The organism is Parachitinimonas caeni, assembly GCF_030129945.1.
In the GTDB taxonomy this organism is placed as follows: domain Bacteria; phylum Pseudomonadota; class Gammaproteobacteria; order Burkholderiales; family Chitinimonadaceae; genus Parachitinimonas; species Parachitinimonas caeni.
This window is the reverse complement of the sequence record NZ_JARRAF010000004.1, coordinates 95,489-110,889: the sequence shown is the minus strand read 5'-3', so window position 1 is coordinate 110,889 and position 15,401 is coordinate 95,489. Positions and strand designations below refer to the sequence as shown.

The 15,401-nt window shown below is 56.4% G+C and carries 13 protein-coding genes; 7 read left to right on the top strand and 6 right to left on the bottom strand.

Annotated features, from left to right (window positions below; all coding sequences use genetic code 11):
* Nucleotides 1-154 precede the first annotated feature (154 nt).
* Entirely contained in the window at nt 155-1,423 is a 1,269-nt protein-coding gene (locus tag PZA18_RS04715) for a GGDEF domain-containing protein (RefSeq protein WP_284099642.1), read from the bottom strand.
* A gap of 446 nt (nt 1,424-1,869) precedes the next feature.
* Here PZA18_RS04715 and PZA18_RS04710 point away from each other — a divergent pair, with 446 nt between their 5' ends.
* Nucleotides 1,870-4,239 carry an NHL domain-containing protein gene (locus PZA18_RS04710; protein ID WP_284099641.1) on the top strand — a complete coding sequence of 790 codons (2,370 nt, stop codon included), beginning with the start codon at nt 1,870-1,872 and terminating at the stop codon, nt 4,237-4,239.
* 303 nt (nt 4,240-4,542) lie between these two features.
* Here the strand turns inward: PZA18_RS04710 and PZA18_RS04705 are convergent, their stop codons facing one another.
* The 4 genes from PZA18_RS04705 to hemN all read right to left on the bottom strand — a co-directional run bounded on the left by PZA18_RS04705 (nt 4,543) and on the right by hemN (nt 8,010).
* The gene (locus tag PZA18_RS04705) at nt 4,543-4,800 is read right to left on the bottom strand and encodes a hypothetical protein (protein WP_284099640.1); all 258 of its coding nucleotides are present in this window, start codon (nt 4,798-4,800) and stop codon (nt 4,543-4,545) included.
* Between the two features lie 311 nt (nt 4,801-5,111).
* The gene (locus tag PZA18_RS04700; protein ID WP_284099639.1) at nt 5,112-5,603 is read right to left on the bottom strand and encodes a DUF7931 domain-containing protein; all 492 of its coding nucleotides are present in this window, start codon (nt 5,601-5,603) and stop codon (nt 5,112-5,114) included.
* Nucleotides 5,604-5,664: 61 nt separating this feature from the next.
* Nucleotides 5,665-6,348 carry a sulfite exporter TauE/SafE family protein gene (locus PZA18_RS04695; RefSeq protein WP_284099638.1) on the bottom strand — a complete coding sequence of 228 codons (684 nt, stop codon included), beginning with the start codon at nt 6,346-6,348 and terminating at the stop codon, nt 5,665-5,667.
* A gap of 234 nt (nt 6,349-6,582) precedes the next feature.
* Nucleotides 6,583-8,010, bottom strand: coding sequence for an oxygen-independent coproporphyrinogen III oxidase (gene hemN / locus PZA18_RS04690; RefSeq protein ID WP_284099637.1), 1,428 nt, complete (start codon nt 8,008-8,010; stop codon nt 6,583-6,585).
* 140 nt (nt 8,011-8,150) lie between these two features.
* Here hemN and fnr point away from each other — a divergent pair, with 140 nt between their 5' ends.
* The 6 genes from fnr (at nt 8,151) to PZA18_RS04660 (ending at nt 14,366) form a co-directional block, all read left to right on the top strand.
* Entirely contained in the window at nt 8,151-8,909 is a 759-nt protein-coding gene (gene fnr / locus PZA18_RS04685) for a fumarate/nitrate reduction transcriptional regulator Fnr (protein ID WP_284099636.1), read from the top strand.
* Nucleotides 8,910-9,006: 97 nt separating this feature from the next.
* Nucleotides 9,007-9,465, top strand: coding sequence for a peroxiredoxin (locus PZA18_RS04680; protein WP_284099635.1), 459 nt, complete (start codon nt 9,007-9,009; stop codon nt 9,463-9,465).
* A gap of 347 nt (nt 9,466-9,812) precedes the next feature.
* Nucleotides 9,813-11,228, top strand: coding sequence for a PhoH family protein (locus tag PZA18_RS04675; RefSeq protein ID WP_284099634.1), 1,416 nt, complete (start codon nt 9,813-9,815; stop codon nt 11,226-11,228).
* 67 nt (nt 11,229-11,295) lie between these two features.
* A complete protein-coding gene (locus tag PZA18_RS04670; RefSeq protein ID WP_284099633.1) occupies nt 11,296-12,060 on the top strand; it encodes a ParA family protein in 765 nt (254 codons plus the stop codon).
* A gap of 36 nt (nt 12,061-12,096) precedes the next feature.
* Entirely contained in the window at nt 12,097-12,993 is an 897-nt protein-coding gene (locus tag PZA18_RS04665) for a tetratricopeptide repeat protein (protein WP_284099632.1), read from the top strand.
* 134 nt (nt 12,994-13,127) lie between these two features.
* Nucleotides 13,128-14,366 carry an EAL and HDOD domain-containing protein gene (locus tag PZA18_RS04660; protein ID WP_284099631.1) on the top strand — a complete coding sequence of 413 codons (1,239 nt, stop codon included), beginning with the start codon at nt 13,128-13,130 and terminating at the stop codon, nt 14,364-14,366.
* Between the two features lie 38 nt (nt 14,367-14,404).
* Here PZA18_RS04660 and PZA18_RS04655 read toward each other — a convergent pair whose 3' ends face one another.
* Nucleotides 14,405-15,295, bottom strand: coding sequence for a substrate-binding periplasmic protein (locus tag PZA18_RS04655; protein ID WP_284099630.1), 891 nt, complete (start codon nt 15,293-15,295; stop codon nt 14,405-14,407).
* Nucleotides 15,296-15,401 lie beyond the last annotated feature (106 nt).

Below are 15,401 nucleotides of genomic sequence, written 5' to 3'. Positions count from 1 at the left end.
ATGAGCGACCAGGCAGCCACGGTCAAAGGGGCGTACAAGTTGTAAAACTTGCAATACAAGCCTTACAACCTGGCAGTCAACACCGCGGCAAGCCCACATCCGGCGAAATTCGAAGTCCCCACAAGGAGGACCGGAAACAAAACGTCAACGGCGCCTAGCTGAATGTCGTTTCAACATGCACACAGTTGCGGCCCGCTGCCTTGGCTGCGTAAAGACCAGAATCTGCACGGGCAATCAGATCGGAGAAAACGCCGTTGGTAGCGGTGGAAGCAACACCGATGCTCACGGTGACAATCAGCTGACGCTGCTCCGCCATCACCGGTTGGCCAGCAATCGCCAGTCTAAGACGCTCAGCCACGTCCAGGGCGTCATGCAAAGGTGTTGCAGGGAGCAGCACGCAAAACTCTTCCCCGCCATAACGCGCCAATACATCGCCTGCTCGCAGGTGATCCTGAAAACGGGTTGTGACGGTCTGCAGCACGACATCGCCCGTCGCATGGCCATAGCTGTCATTGATCTGCTTGAAATGATCAAGATCCAGCATCAGCACAGACACCGCGCCGCCTTCGCGTGCCAGGCGGGCAAGCGCAGCCTGTCCGACCGGGTCGAAGGCATGGCGGTTATAGGCGCAGGTCAGGGCATCGAATGTTGCGCGCCGGTTCAGCTCCAGCAACATTTCTTCCCGCGACATCAGGGCAAAGCCGAATACGCTGCCCAGCACAATGGTTAACGCGATCAGCAGGATCAAGACTTGTGGCCAGCCATTGGGCATCAGGTCAATCGGCCGGTTGAGCACGCCGTTGACCAGCCGCACCATCATCATCACGCCCCCCATTCCCAGCCACAAACCCAAGGTACATCGAGCGGGGGCAGCACTGCGCTTGGCTCCCTGCAGCAACACGGTACTAACATTGAGCAGGATGCACCCCACAGTGAACGAATTGATGCAGATCAGTGCCCAAAACTCAACGAAGGGAAAACAGAGGGTGAAAGCCAGGCTGCCAGCCAGAGTGATCGACCATGTCAGCTGCAATCGGCGATAACTGCCCAGCACCACCACGATCGCCGAGTGAATCAGCGCGCATGCCGAGAAAATCAGCAAATTTGGCGTCAATACCGTCAGCCAGTTCGGGGCGTGTCCTCGCAGCGCCACCAGCCCCCAGCTCGCAGTCAACATCAAGTAGGCCAACACCCAACGCCAAACGCCGGGTGCTGCCTGGTTTCCCAGATTGGCAGCCCCCACCATGATGGCCGACCAGAGCGTGGCGACCATCAGTGCGACATAGAGGGTTCTGACATCCAGTTCCATCAACGATTCCTCTGCGCCCCCTACCCCCCTGCGCCGGGGGCTGATCCAGCCAGGATTCACCTCAAAAGCCAGCGAATCGAACAATTCACCCGACCAACTGTCGTAGTCAGGCAACAGGTACCCCAATCTGCACCCATGGCGTGATTCACCAAATGTTGCACCGACACGGATCAGAACACCTCGCCATGACCTGCCCAGACACATGCCAGGCAGTCAGACCAACCTGGCTCCATAGCTGTTTGGCTAGGCGGCCTGTTCATTTCTTATTTCTAGCCGACAAGCAACTGGCTTGATATTGCTGTTTATCGTTGAATTTAAAAAAGTTTTAACCCGCACATTGCAATTACCGCAACAAACATCGTTATCCGTAATGTCACTTTGGCCCTTACAGATTACGCAGGACAACCTGACACCAGACTGCTTCTGGCCCCCACTCTAAAGCCCGGCTCGAAACTATATTCGACTTCTCTGATGAATCCACTTGCAAGGCTCGCCCGCTGCCCGCAATAATCCCTCGCGCTTGTTCATTTTCCTGATTTTTTCAAGACGACAATTTAACGATGAGACACTACAAAAAAACCACACTTGGGCTGACCGCGCTCTGCGCCGCTTTTTCACTCTGCTTCCCTGTCGCCGCGAATGCTGGCGGTCTGGTAACAATCGCCGGCAATGCCAAGATTGAGCCGGCCGTTGCGACGGATGTGATTCTGAGACGTCCCACCGCTGTTGCAACCGACTCGAAAGGCAATCTCTATATCGCCGACACCCAGCGCCACATGATCCGCAAGATCGACGGCGCCACGGGCAAGAGTGAAGTGATCGCTGGCACCGGCGCACTGGGGTTTGCCGGTGATAACGGCCCTGCCCGACTGGCACGCTTCAACTCTCCCGAAGGCATCGCCGTCGATGCAGCCGGTAATGTCTACGTTTCAGACAGCCTGAACCAGCGCATCCGCCGCATTGATGCCGCCACCGGCATCATCACCACCATTGCTGGCACCGAATTTGCCGACTACCGTGGCGACAACGGCCCAGCCAAGCAGGCAGGCTTCAACTACCCGACAGGTCTGGCTTTTGACCGCACCGGCAATCTGTACGTTGCCGACAGCTACAACCACCGCGTGCGCAAGATCGACATGAAGTCCGGCATCGTGACCGCTTTTGCCGGCATTCAAGGCGATGGTGGCTTCAGTGGTGATGGCGGTCCCGCCATTGGCGCACAGTTGGCCAACCCGACAGCCATTGCCTTCGACCAGACTGGCAATATGTTCATTGCCGATGCAGCCAACAATCGCATCCGCCGCGTCGATGCCGTGTCGGGTCTGCTCACGACCTACGCGGGCACTGGCGCCACCGGCATGGGGGGGGATGGCATTGCTGCCACCGCCGCCAACTTCGACTGGCCACAAGGCGTAGCAGTTGACGCTTCAGGCAATGTTTATATCAGCGACAGTTCGAACAACCGTCTGCGTAAAATCGATAGTCGCAGCAAAGTCATTTCCACTCTGGCCGGTTATGGCAACACCACCTACGGCGGCTACGACAAGGATGGCGTTACCGCCAACCAGACCCGTCTGAACAACCCGGCACAGATCGCAATCGACCCCGCTGGCAACCTGTTTGTTGCCGACTCGGAAAACCATCGCATCCGTAAGATCGATACCAAGGGCTTGATCAGCACGTTTGCTGGTGTTGGCGACATCCTCGGTGACGGCGGCCCTGCCCTCTCTGCACCGTTTGTGGCCCCCCGCGCCATGGCCTTTGATGCGGTCGGTAACCTCTATGTTGCCGACACCGACAACAACCGCGTCCGCATGATTGATACCAAGGGTCGTCTTGCCACCATCGCCGGCGGCAAGCGCCGCGGAGCCGATGGCCGGATTCCTGATGCTGAATACGCCAAGGCGCCTGCAGGTGTCGCCGTCGATGCCAGCGGCAACGTCTATATCGCCGATACCGGCTACCATCGTATTCTGCGCCGTGATGGCAAGACCGGCGTACTGTCTGTAATCGCTGGCGTAGAAACGGCTGGCTACGGCGGCGATGATGGCCCAGCTATCGATGCAGCCTTCAATAAGCCGGCAGGTCTGGCTGTTGATAAAGGCGGCAACCTGTACATCGCCGATTCGCTGAACGGTCTGATCCGTCGCATCCACGCTAAGACTGGTGTCATTACCACGATCGCAGGGGGTGGCGAAGAGCTGGCAGATGGCGTCCTGGCCACTCAGGCCGATATTGGTGCACCCGCCCATATCGCCATGTCACAGGATGGTCACCTGCTGATTGCAGACTGGACTCACCACTTGGTGCGTAAGGTCAATCTGTTCGATGGCACCATCACCACCATCGCCGGTAACGGCAAGACATCGAAGGGTGCAGGGCTATACGCCGGTGACGGTGGGCCAGCGGTCGTCGCTTCCCTGAACTTCCCAGCTTCGTTGTCGGTTGCGCCAAATGGCGATATTTACATCGCCGACACCCTCAACCACGCCATCCGCCGTGTTGATGCCAAAACAGGCACCATCGACACCGTTGCCGGTAGTGGCGCTGCAGGCTTCAATGGTGACGGTATGCCTGGCAAAGCTGCTCTGTTAAGCCAGCCGCGTGCCGTTGCGGTAGATGCCAAGGGGAATCTGTTCTTTGCAGATAGCGGCAACAATCGCATTCGCGGCCTGCCTGCCGACAACCAGAAGTCGGATGCAGACCGTGTACTCGACTGGGCGGTACAAACCTACCCAACGATCCTGCAACCCGCAGATGCACCATCCCTGACCGCTGGCGGTTACTACTATCGTTACTTTGAAGGTACTAACCGATACGTTGGTGTTCGCGATGACCGTGTCTACTACCTTGATGCCAATGGCGGGGCACTGAATGATTTGGGGTCGCTAGCCGATTACCTGAAGCGTGCAACCAGTATTGGCAACTAAGGCGGCATGCCGACAATAAAATTGTTGATGTACAGCCATCGACGTTAATTGGATGCCACAGACAGACCCCCTGCTTGTCGTAGCAGGGGGTTTTGTTTTGCTTCAGGGAAAGTCCGCAAGCACGCGATCAAGCCTGGGGATAGTTTGGTTGCCACTCATATCTGATCAACTCTAACTCGCGTAGTACTCCCAACTTCACAACACATGGCTTTCAATGAAGCTTCTCAAGGCCCTGGAACGACAAAAAGCCCACCATTGGTGGGCTTTTTGTTTTAACCAATCAATTACTGACTGATTACAATTTTACGCCAGTAGGCGCACCGCCCGCCCATAAGGCAGGCGGCTAGCATCCTTATTACTGCTTAGGAGCTTCTGCGGGAGCAGCAGCAGGAGCGGCTGCAGGAGCAGCAGGATCAGCAGGCTTGGCTTCTGCAGCAGGAGCGGCAGCAGGAGCAGCTGCAGGCTCAGCAGGCTTGGCTTCTGCAGCAGGAGCAGCAGGAGTGGTAGCAGCAGGCGCTGCAGCAGCAGGATCAGCAGCAGGAGTATCAGCCTTCTTCTCACCGCAAGCGGTCAGAGCAACAGCAAACAGAGCAGCAACGAGCAGGGACTTGTTCATCGTTATACCTTTTAAACTAGTACAGAGTTAAGACAGAGAAATTAAACCAACCATTCGATCGACCGTTGATCGAGGGCTTTTAAACCGGGGCCGGTTAGTAATTGAGTCGTATCAGTTGCAACCCAACTACTAACCGGCCCAGAAGCTTCACTTACGACCGACCGCAAAATTCTAGCAGGTCCGGCAAAAATTGCCAGTCGCAAATTGCACTGCAACATGCAAAAGCGAATCTCACCCTGCATGTCAGGAACATAGTTTATACCATCAGGCGCTGCCAGCCGCTCAGGTCAGTTGCTTCTTGCCACATTCTGGCGAATTTTTGTTGCAGTACAGCGACATCAGCAGGGTTCTCACTGTAAACGCCACGGGGCTGATCCACATGAAAACGTCGCACCGAATACGCTTTGTCAGCGAACAGAAAGCAATCTTCGGCACGTTGATCATGGGGGGCTGTGACTTTTATCTTGAAGCCATGGCCAAATGTCTCCAGCAACTTGATCAGACGAGGGCAGCGGCGCAGGAAATAGTCCGAGTCATGGATCAGCCAATGCGCTTCGTTGTAACGCGACTCTGCCAGAAATTTCTGCATCAGCTCGGCCGTGGCCAAAGTTTCGATACCACATCCAGCCAAATCCCGATCAAACAGGCAAATACGACGCTGGGCTTTTTGCAGGCATGAGAACAACGCCTCACGCCAGATCGTTTCGCTGTCAAAAGGGCCGGGTTGCAAGCCGGTTTCGGTTTCCATGCTGAAGACCTCCGCTTTGGGGTGGGCTGAAGTAGGTTTAGGTAAGGGTACGTTTCAATATTTACTGGGTTGCGCTCAGATACCAGATGGTGTCCAGCAAGCGCCACGTGCCGATTGATATGAGACAGAGCCCGGCAGCCAAGCGCAATGGCCGCTTTGCCACCCACTGGCGCAGGGTCTGTGCCGCAACGCCCATCAGCAGCAAATTAGGCAGGGTTCCCAACCCGAACGCCAGCATCACCAGCCCCCCCCGCCAGGCACTTGCAGAGGCCAAGGCAGACAAACCAGCGGTATAAACCAAACCGCAGGGCAACCAGCCCCAGATGGCCCCCGCAGCGGTCGCCGAGAACACGCTTCGTATCGGCAGGAAATGGCGAAGCAGCGGCTGCAGGCGTGGCCACAGCCAGTTGCCGATTAGCTCAAGACGGGAGGTGATGGCACTGATTCCCGCAAGGTACAAGCCCATCGCGACCAGCAGTGCATTCGCCACAATAAACAGCACCTGTTGCAATTTCGCTGCGGGGCTCAGCGCAAGAGCACCACCCGCAATGCCACCCAGCAAGGCACCTATCAAGCAATAGGAAAACAATCGACCAGTATTGAGCGCCAGAAAGTATGGAAATGGGCGTCGGTGCGACGGAAGTTGCAGCGCGAAAGCGGTTACCAAACCACCGCACATGCCAACGCAGTGGGTGCCACCCAGCAAACCTGCCAGAAAAATGCCGATCAATCCGGGGTCTAACAACTCTGCTCAACTTTCAAATTTAACTTGGGGTATCAAATATTGTCGGTTCGCTAAGCGGCGGATTTTATTTAGCTGCCAGATGCAGATTAACGTGGCAGCAAGCCCGAATTCGGCAGCCCCCTCCGTCCCTGCAGAGGGGACCAAAAGCAAACAACAACAGCGCCTAAATACACCCTAAACGAAAATGGCCGATGGAGGCTAGCTCCACCGGCCACTGACGGGCTCGCAAACGGGTCAGATTACTTTCGAGTAGCGATGACTTGCTTCCTCGGCCTGAAGGTACTTGTCAAAAACCATGGCAATCACCCTGACCAGAAAGCGTCCTTTGGGCGTCACCACCAGGCGGCCCGGCTCGAACTGGATCAGGCCATCTTCTGCCAATGCCTGCAGGCGCTGCAATTCGCTGGCGAAGTAGCTATCAAATTCGATCAGATAGGCAGTTTCAATCGGTTCGAAACTCAATTCGAACTGGCACATCAGCGCCTGAATCACCGCCCTGCGCACCAGATCATCTGCGCTCAGCACCATGCCCCGCATGATCGGTAGTTCGCCGCGGTCGATCATGTCGTAGTAGTCGTCAAGACTACGCTGATTCTGGCTGTAGGTTGGCCCCACCTTACCAATGGCGGAAACACCAAGCCCCAGCATGTCGCAATCCGCGTGCGTAGAGTAGCCCTGGAAATTGCGATGCAGGCGCCCTTGGCGTAAAGCCACTGCCAGCTCATCACCGGGCTTGGCAAAATGGTCCATACCTATATACAGGTATCCGGCAGCCAGCAGCTGTTCAACCGACTGTTGCAGGATATCGAGCTTGCTAGCAGCTGACGGCAATTGTTGCTCATCAATCTGTCGCTGGGGTTTGAACAGCTTTGGCAGATGCGCATAGCTATACAGGGCAATGCGATCGGGGTCCATGTCGATGACGGTCCGAATGGTCTCGTGCATGCTGGCAGGCGTTTGCAGCGGAAGGCCATAAATCAGATCAATGCTGACAGATTTGAAACCATGACTACGCGCCCCTTTGATTGCCCCGATAGTGTCGTCGATGGATTGAACACGATTCACCGCCTGTTGCACCTGCGGATTGACGTCCTGCACACCGACGCTCATCCGGTTAAAACCCAGCCGCGCAAGCAATGCTATGGTGGCGGGTGCCACTTTGCGAGGGTCAATCTCGATCGAAAATTCGCCATTGGGTTGCAAATCGAAGTGGTGGCGGATGGTTGTCATCAGACGTTCGAGTTGGGCATCCGACAGAAAAGTCGGCGTCCCCCCACCGAAATGCAGCTGATCAACTTTGGCAGGCCCCTCGATCAGCGCCCTTTGCATGGCAATTTCCCGCTCCAGATAGTCAAGGTATTTGTCAGCGTGGTTACGATTGGCGGTAATGACCTTGTTGCAGGCGCAGTAGTAACAAACCGTGTTGCAAAACGGTAAATGAACGTAGAGCGACAGAGTATGGCTGACTGCGCCCAGCTGCCGCTTTCCTACCCAGTTCGCGTAAGTTTCTGCAGTGTAGGCTTCGATAAAGCGGTCAGCCGTGGGGTAGGAAGTGTAACGCGGCCCCTTGCCGTCGTACCGGCGAATCAGCTCACGGTCGAATTCGACCCTCTGCAACTCTGATGCCCGCGCCAGTGGCGACGGGAAAGGCAGCGTATTCATATTTAAATTTTCCAACTGAGATTGATTCGCAGTGTGCCTAAACGGCAAACTGACGGTATTGACCTTGATCAACCGGTTCGCAGCGCGTAACACCGACTTACGCGGCCATAAAGAATCGCATCCAACTTGAAAGCAACACCATGCAGCCCAACGTAACGGTACCGATCACCGACGTCTCCCTTCACCATTTCAAAGCCGCCTGCTCGGCATGCAGCCTGCGCGAACTCTGTTTGCCGCTGGGATTGAGCCAGGACGAGATGAACAAGCTCGATACCATCATCAACCAGCGCATCCCGGTTAAACGGGGCGAGTATCTGTTTCGTGCCGGAGACCCGTTCCGCTCGCTCTACGCCATCCGCACCGGCTTTTTCAAAACCTGTGTGGTTTCGGAAGATGGGCGAGAGCAGGTCACCGGTTTTCAGATGTCTGGGGAGTTGATCGGCCTGGATGCGATCAGTACCGAAACCCATGCCTGCGATGCCATTGCGCTGGAAGACTGCGAAGTCTGCGAACTGCCTTTCAGCAAGATCGAGAGCCTGTCCCGCGACATTCCAGCCCTGCAGTTGCATTTTTACAAGGTAATGAGCCGCGAAATCGTCCGAGACCAAGGCGTCATGCTGTTACTAGGCAATATGCGGGCAGAAGAGCGGCTGGCGGCATTTCTGATCAACCTGTCACAACGCCTGGCTGCCCGAGGCTTCTCGGCCGTTGGATTTCACCTGCGGATGACGCGAGAGGAAATTGGTAGCTACCTCGGCCTGAAGCTGGAGACAGTGAGCCGCACCCTCTCGAAATTCCAGGCTGACGGCCTGATCACTGTACAGAACAAGCAGATCGAACTCGTCGATCTACCGGCGATCAAGCGCCTGCTGACGGGTTGCCAGGGCGCACATAGCTAGGTTCCGTTGACTCTTCGACCTGTCCGCTTCTGCGGACAGGCTCCCGGCTTCTACGACGTCAAACAACCCACACAAGCCATCCCTCTCAGGAGCCCTCATGCTGAACACCCCCTGCCCTACTCTCGCCCTGCCCATGACCGGCGGCGCCACCTTTGATACCCACAGTCTGCGCGGGCAAGCCTTTGTGTTGTATTTCTACCCTAAGGACAACACGCCTGGCTGCACGACCGAAAGCGCTGACTTTCGTGATCATCATGCGGCATTTTCTGCAGCCAATTGCCGCATTTTCGGCCTTTCACGCGACAGTCTGAAGTCGCACGAAGGGTTCAAGACCAAGATGACCTTACCGTTTGAACTGGTATCCGACCCCGAAGAAACCGCCTGCACTGCCTTCTCTGTCATGAAAATGAAAAACATGTACGGCAAACAGGTAAGAGGCATCGAGCGCAGTACCTTTGTGATTGATGCCACGGGTCAGATCGTCGCAGAGTGGCGTGGGGTCAAGGTTCCGGGCCATGTTGCCGAGGTTCTGGCATTCGTGCAGAAACTGGCCTAGGCTCTGTTTGCGCTTGTACTGAAAGAGGGCTGATATCTTCAAACAACTTTCTCGCACACCTGATGCACTCACATAGGCTCTGTTGATTTTCATTTCCGGTCGGCACCGGACCGAACTCTGGGGCAAGGCAGTGTGCGCAGTACGGCTATCCCGAGCGGGAGAGCCTCCACAACAGCGTGCCTCTCCGGGTCTCGCCGGAAACAAAACCTCAACCGTGCCCTGGCACCCCCAAACGGCCCTGCCGTCATGACGGGTGCCCACAGAGCCCGATCCGGCAGGAAGCGTGTCCTGCCAGCGGGCAGCGTTCCATCGCCGGTACCTTGCCGGCTCTTCAGGAAACCTTGGTCATGGCTACTCGCAAATCCAAATCGAAAGCCCGGCAATCCAAGCTGTTTGTGCTCGATACCAATGTATTGATGCACGACCCTACCAGCCTCTATCGCTTTGAAGAGCACGATGTTTATCTGCCAATGGTGACGCTGGAAGAACTCGACAGCCACAAGAAAGGCATGTCGGAAGTAGCGCGCAATGCACGGCAGGCCAGTCGTTTTCTGGATGAAATTGTTTCAGGATCTGAAGCCTCAATTACCGAAGGCGTTGCCCTGAGCGAGCCCAGCAAAGGGCTGGCAGGTGGCAATCTGTTTCTGCAAACCCAGGCGGTTTCAGGAGAGCTGCCGGTACAGCTACCGGTGGGCAAGGCGGACAACCAGATTCTGGCCGTCGTGATGCATCTGGCGCGGCTGAACCCCAAGCGTGAAGTGGTTCTGGTGTCCAAGGACATCAATATGCGGATCAAGGCCCGCGCGCTCGGGCTATCCGCCGAGGATTACTTCAATGATCAAGTGCTGGAAGATGCCGATCTGCTCTACACCGGCATGCGTGAAATTGACGACACCTTCTGGGAGCGCAATGGCAAGGACATGAAGTCGTGGCAGGAAGCCGGGCATGCGTATTACCGGCTGACAGGGCCAGACTGCAGCAACCTGCTGCTCAACGAGATGGTGTTTCAGGAGGGCGGGGAGCGCCCGTTCCTGGCGATTGTGCGCGAAGTCAGCGGCAAGACAGCTGTCCTTGCCAGCATCAAGGACTACACCCATCCCAAGAACGCGATCTGGGGGATCACCGCCCGCAATCGAGAGCAGAATTTTGCGCTCAATCTCCTGATGGATCCGGAAATCGACTTTGTCACGCTGCTAGGTCAGGCCGGTACCGGCAAGACCCTGCTGACGCTTGCCGCAGGGTTGATGATGACGCTGGAGCACAAGACCTATACCGAAATCATCATGACCCGCGTCACCGTGCCGGTTGGCGAAGACATCGGCTTCCTGCCTGGCACCGAAGAAGAGAAGATGACACCGTGGATGGGGGCGCTGGACGACAATCTGGATGTGCTCAATCAAAGCGATGGCGAATCTGGTGAATGGGGACGTGCCGCCACGCGCGATCTGATCCGCTCCCGCATCAAGGTCAAATCGCTCAACTTCATGCGCGGGCGGACCTTCCTCAACAAATTCCTGATCATTGACGAGGCGCAGAACCTGACCCCCAAGCAGATGAAGACCCTGATCACCCGCGCCGGCCCAGGCACCAAGGTGGTGTGTCTTGGCAATATCTCGCAGATCGACACGCCATATCTGACCGAAGGCAGTTCCGGCCTGACGTATGTCGTGGATCGCTTCAAGGGCTGGGAACACGCCGGCCACATCACGTTGCAGCGCGGGGAGCGCTCACGACTCGCCGACCACGCAGCCGAGGTGCTTTAATGGTGGTGGGGCCGGCCCCGTCTGTGCGGAGTCCGGCCCATAAAACGATCGGCAACAAGGAAAACCTATGACCGTGATTGCAGTGTTCAACCAGAAAGGTGGAGTAGGCAAAACCACATCGACCGCTAACCTTGCAGCGGCCATGGCACGCAACAATCTCGAACCCTTGATGATAGACCTCGACCCGCAGGCACACCTGACCATGCTATGCGGGGTCGAAGTACCCGCCGACCAGTCGGTCTACGCCTTCTTTCAGGAAAAGGCAGGTCTTTCGGATTTGGTGAGGCAGCTGAGCAACCGCGTCAATCTGATCCCCTCGCATATGGAGCTGGCACGGGTCGATGTGCTGATGAGTCAGAATCAGAAAAGCCTGCGCAAGCTAAGACGGGGCATGCAGGAGGAAATGCTGGCGGATAGTGGTTGCCCGGTACTGATCGATTGCTGCCCCATGCTGGGTGTGCTGTCCTTGTCGGCCCTGATTGCCGCCGACGTGATTCTGGTGCCCGTCACTGCCGAGTATCTGGCCCTAAACGGCGCCCACCAACTCGAAAATACCTTGCGCGGCCTGACTGCCATGGGCTTATACCGGCCACGCCGCTACTTCCTCAACCGTTATATTCGCGGCCATCCCAGCGGCGAGAAAGTCGGGCACGAGCTTTCGAAGCGCTACGGCAAGGAATTCTGCCGGACCAAGATTTATGAAAGTCAAAACGTCATGGAAGGTGTCGGCGCTCATCAAGACGTTTTCAGCTTCGCACCCGATTCGGAAGGCGCAGAAGATTTTGCCTTTTTGCTCGACGAACTGGTAGAAAGCGGCTTTATACGTGTTTAGCCCACCAATATGCGCTCCGTAGCACTCGCAATGGGTATGGCAGTTTGGCTTTGTGCCACTGCCAGCGCCCTGGTTGATTTTGACAAGCAGTGGGATTATGACAATCCCGCCAAGACCGAAACACGCTTTGCCAAGCTTCTCGACAGTAAAGAGTTCAAGTCCAACCCCTCCGCCAGAGCCGAAGTCAGGACACAGATTGCCCGCGCCCAGGGCATGCAGGAGAAGTTTGATCAGGCCCACCTGACACTCGATTCGGTTCAGGATGAACTCAGCCACCTCTCCCCTACCGTCAGCGCCCGTTACATGCTCGAACGTGGTCGGTTGATCAGCGCGGCGGGCGAACCCAAGAAAGCCCAGCGCTGGTTTCGTAGTGCCTATCTGTTTGCCGAAAAGCACCGACTGGATTTCTACACAATTGACGCCGCCCATATGGTCGCCCTGAGCGAAACCGGCAAAACCGCATTGGAATGGAACCAGAAAGCCCTGCAGCTGGCCGAGACCACTACCGACAAGCGCGCCAATGAGTGGGTCGGCTCCATCTATAACAATATGGGTTGGACCTATCACGACCTGAACGACTACGCCAAGGCGCTGGTCTACCTGCAAAAAGCCCTGGAATGGCACGAGGCCAACAGCACCGGCAAGCCGCTGTTGCTCGCTCGCTGGTCGGTTGGCAAGCTACTGCGCATCAGTGGTCAGCTGGAAAAGGCGCTCGATATGCAGGTCCGGCTTGAAGCTGCCTTCGCTGCCCGCAAGGAGGAAGATGGTTACGTCTACGAGGAAATCGCCGAGACCTTGCGCCTGCTGGGCCGCGCCAACGAAGCACGCAACTACTACGGCAAAGCCTATTTCGTGCTGAACCACGATGCCTGGCTGGTGCGCAACGAACCCGCCCGTCTCGCCCGGTTGCGCCAGATGGCACAGCCGCAATGAGCAGCATCGCGCCAGCCAGCTGCTATAGTCATTGAACAAACACCCATTGTCTGCCCACCGTCAGCCCGATGCAGCCAGGCGTAGCGGGTAGCCGTAGTGCGCGTGAACTTCTCAGCAGGGGACACAGACAGCTCATGGACCCGAAACAGTTCTTCCTCGGTCGGCAGCCCATTGTGGGACGCAAGCAGGAACTGCAGGCTTATGAGTTGCTGTTCCGGGATGGAAAAGTCAACGAAGCAAATGTCCTGGATGATGACGAGGCCTCGGCGTCGGTCATTCAGCATGCATTTTCCAATCTCGGGGTACAGAATGTACTCGGCCAGAGCCTGGGCTTCATCAACATCGGCGAAGGCCTGTTGATGAGCGATGCGCTGCAATTGCTGCCCAAACAGCACGTTGTACTAGAGATACTGGAGACCGTCGCCTTGACACCGGAGGTCATCGCCCGCGCCAAGGTCCTCAAAGCAGCAGGCTACCGGCTGGCGCTGGATGACGTCATTGGCCTCGATGCTACGCAGAAAGCCATTTTGCCGTTGATTGACGTGGTCAAGCTTGATGTCCTGGCCATCCCTCCTGATCAGCTGGCGCCTTTGGTGAAGGCCATGCGCCAATATCCGGTCAAACTTCTCGCCGAAAAGATAGACACCCCCGAACAACAAAAGCTTTGTCTGGACCTGGGTTTCGATTACTTTCAAGGCTATTACTTTGCCAAGCCCACCATCCTTACCGGCAAACCAGCCAGCCCATCGGTCGGCTTGCTGATCAGGCTACTGACGCAAGTCATGGCAGATGCCGATACCCTGGAAATCGAAGAGACGCTGAAACTCGCCCCCGACCTCTCGGTCGCCCTGCTGAGGCTGATCAACTCGGTGGCATTCGGGTCATCCCGCAAAATTGGCAGCATGCGCGCCGCGTTAACCATGCTGGGTCGGCAGCATTTGCAGCGTTGGGTTCAGATCATGGTATTTGCCAGCTCATCCGGCATCGCACCAGACCGCGACCCGCTGGTGCAAACCGCAGCAACCCGCGGCAGGATGATGGAGCTAGTGGCGGGCAAGTTGGCGCCCGATAACAAGGTCCTGCAAGACCGGGCCTTCATGGTAGGAATGCTGTCACTGATTGACGTACTGTTCGGGATGCCGCTACCCGAAATCATCAAGCCCCTCAACCTCGACGCCTCTGTCGAATCGGCACTGATCAGCCAGGCAGGCTTGCTGGGTGACCTTCTACGCCTGACCCAAGCCACGGAGCAAGGCGACGTCGCAACGGCCTCGGCGCTACTCGGCCACTGGCAGCGACTGGATCTGAATGAACTCAATCAATTTTTGATAGCCGCCATGCAATGGGCAGCCGCCTTGGGCGAGTCAATCTGATCCCCCCTCCTGCAGGCCCATCTCGCCTTGGAGCAGTCTTATTTCGGAGCGGGTGGCATCTTGGTCGTTGCCGGGTCAAACCAGAGACTTTTATCCGCAAGCGGCGTTAACGGGTGCAAAGTACGGTCTTCGATCCGGATCACACGTCGCTCTGCAAGCCGGGCTTTGCGAATCGAATCGCCGTTGTAACGCCAGAAAATCTCGTCGAAGCTACCATCCTTGATCATCATGCGCAGCCCCTCCTCAATTCGCTTGGCAAGCCGGTTATTCTGCTTGTTCAAAAAGAAGTAATAGGCGGTGTCATAACGGATCACCAGACTCTGCTCGACCATCAGATTGGGAATCCTTGCCGCATTGGCCTCCAGCTCGACAAAGGCTTCCGATAGGCCACGCGGGAACATATCAATCCGCTTCATCGCCACCATCTTGAACAGGCTGTCATAGTTACTGGTTACCACATTCAGACCTGCCATCTTCAAGACATCTGCACTGGCCCAGCCATTGCCCTGCCCCATCGAAAAGCGTTTGAGGTCATCCAGAGTACGAACCTTATCAAACTCTGGCTGCATCTCCCTCGCTATCAGCGAAATCCGCCAGCCACCCAAGCCTTTACGCAAAGGGATTCTTACGGGAAGAAAGTCCGTCTCCATCTCCATCGACGTTCCGCTCCAGATGATGGTGAGCTGGTCGCCCTTACTCAAAGTCGCAAGTTGTCTGGCCTTGTTCATCGGCAAGTCGGCCTGACGCAACACATAACCACCATGCTTGGCCTTGGTTCGCTCCAGCGACGTTCGCAGCATTTCCAGCACATCGTTATGCCGAACATCCGCCGCTGATTCCGGAGCCGGAAAAATTACTTCGTCGTCAGCACAGACGGTCGAACTCCAGAACGACAAAAGCCCCGCACAGATCCACAGCAAGCGTTGCATCGGCGCCTCCCCAACCAGTAAGCGACCATCGTCTTAAAGCAGACGGACTTCTCAAAATATAAACCGTGCATCAGACAATTGCTTGATATACCGAGGCTTTATTAAA

Excerpts from the sequence above, each read along its gene's own strand:
- PZA18_RS04700 (WP_284099639.1), bottom strand. The coding sequence starts at position 5,603 with ATGGAAACCGAAACCGGCTTGCAACCCGGCCCTTTTGACAGCGAAACG.
- PZA18_RS04680 (WP_284099635.1), top strand. The coding sequence starts at position 9,007 with ATGCTGAACACCCCCTGCCCTACTCTCGCCCTGCCCATGACCGGCGGC.
- PZA18_RS04675 (WP_284099634.1), top strand. The coding sequence starts at position 9,813 with ATGGCTACTCGCAAATCCAAATCGAAAGCCCGGCAATCCAAGCTGTTT.
- PZA18_RS04665 (WP_284099632.1), top strand. The coding sequence starts at position 12,097 with ATGGCAGTTTGGCTTTGTGCCACTGCCAGCGCCCTGGTTGATTTTGAC.
- PZA18_RS04660 (WP_284099631.1), top strand. The coding sequence starts at position 13,128 with ATGGACCCGAAACAGTTCTTCCTCGGTCGGCAGCCCATTGTGGGACGC.
- PZA18_RS04710 (WP_284099641.1), top strand. The coding sequence starts at position 1,870 with ATGAGACACTACAAAAAAACCACACTTGGGCTGACCGCGCTCTGCGCC.
- fnr (WP_284099636.1), top strand. The coding sequence starts at position 8,151 with ATGCAGCCCAACGTAACGGTACCGATCACCGACGTCTCCCTTCACCAT.
- PZA18_RS04655 (WP_284099630.1), bottom strand. The coding sequence starts at position 15,295 with ATGCAACGCTTGCTGTGGATCTGTGCGGGGCTTTTGTCGTTCTGGAGT.
- PZA18_RS04670 (WP_284099633.1), top strand. The coding sequence starts at position 11,296 with ATGACCGTGATTGCAGTGTTCAACCAGAAAGGTGGAGTAGGCAAAACC.
- hemN (WP_284099637.1), bottom strand. The coding sequence starts at position 8,010 with ATGAATACGCTGCCTTTCCCGTCGCCACTGGCGCGGGCATCAGAGTTG.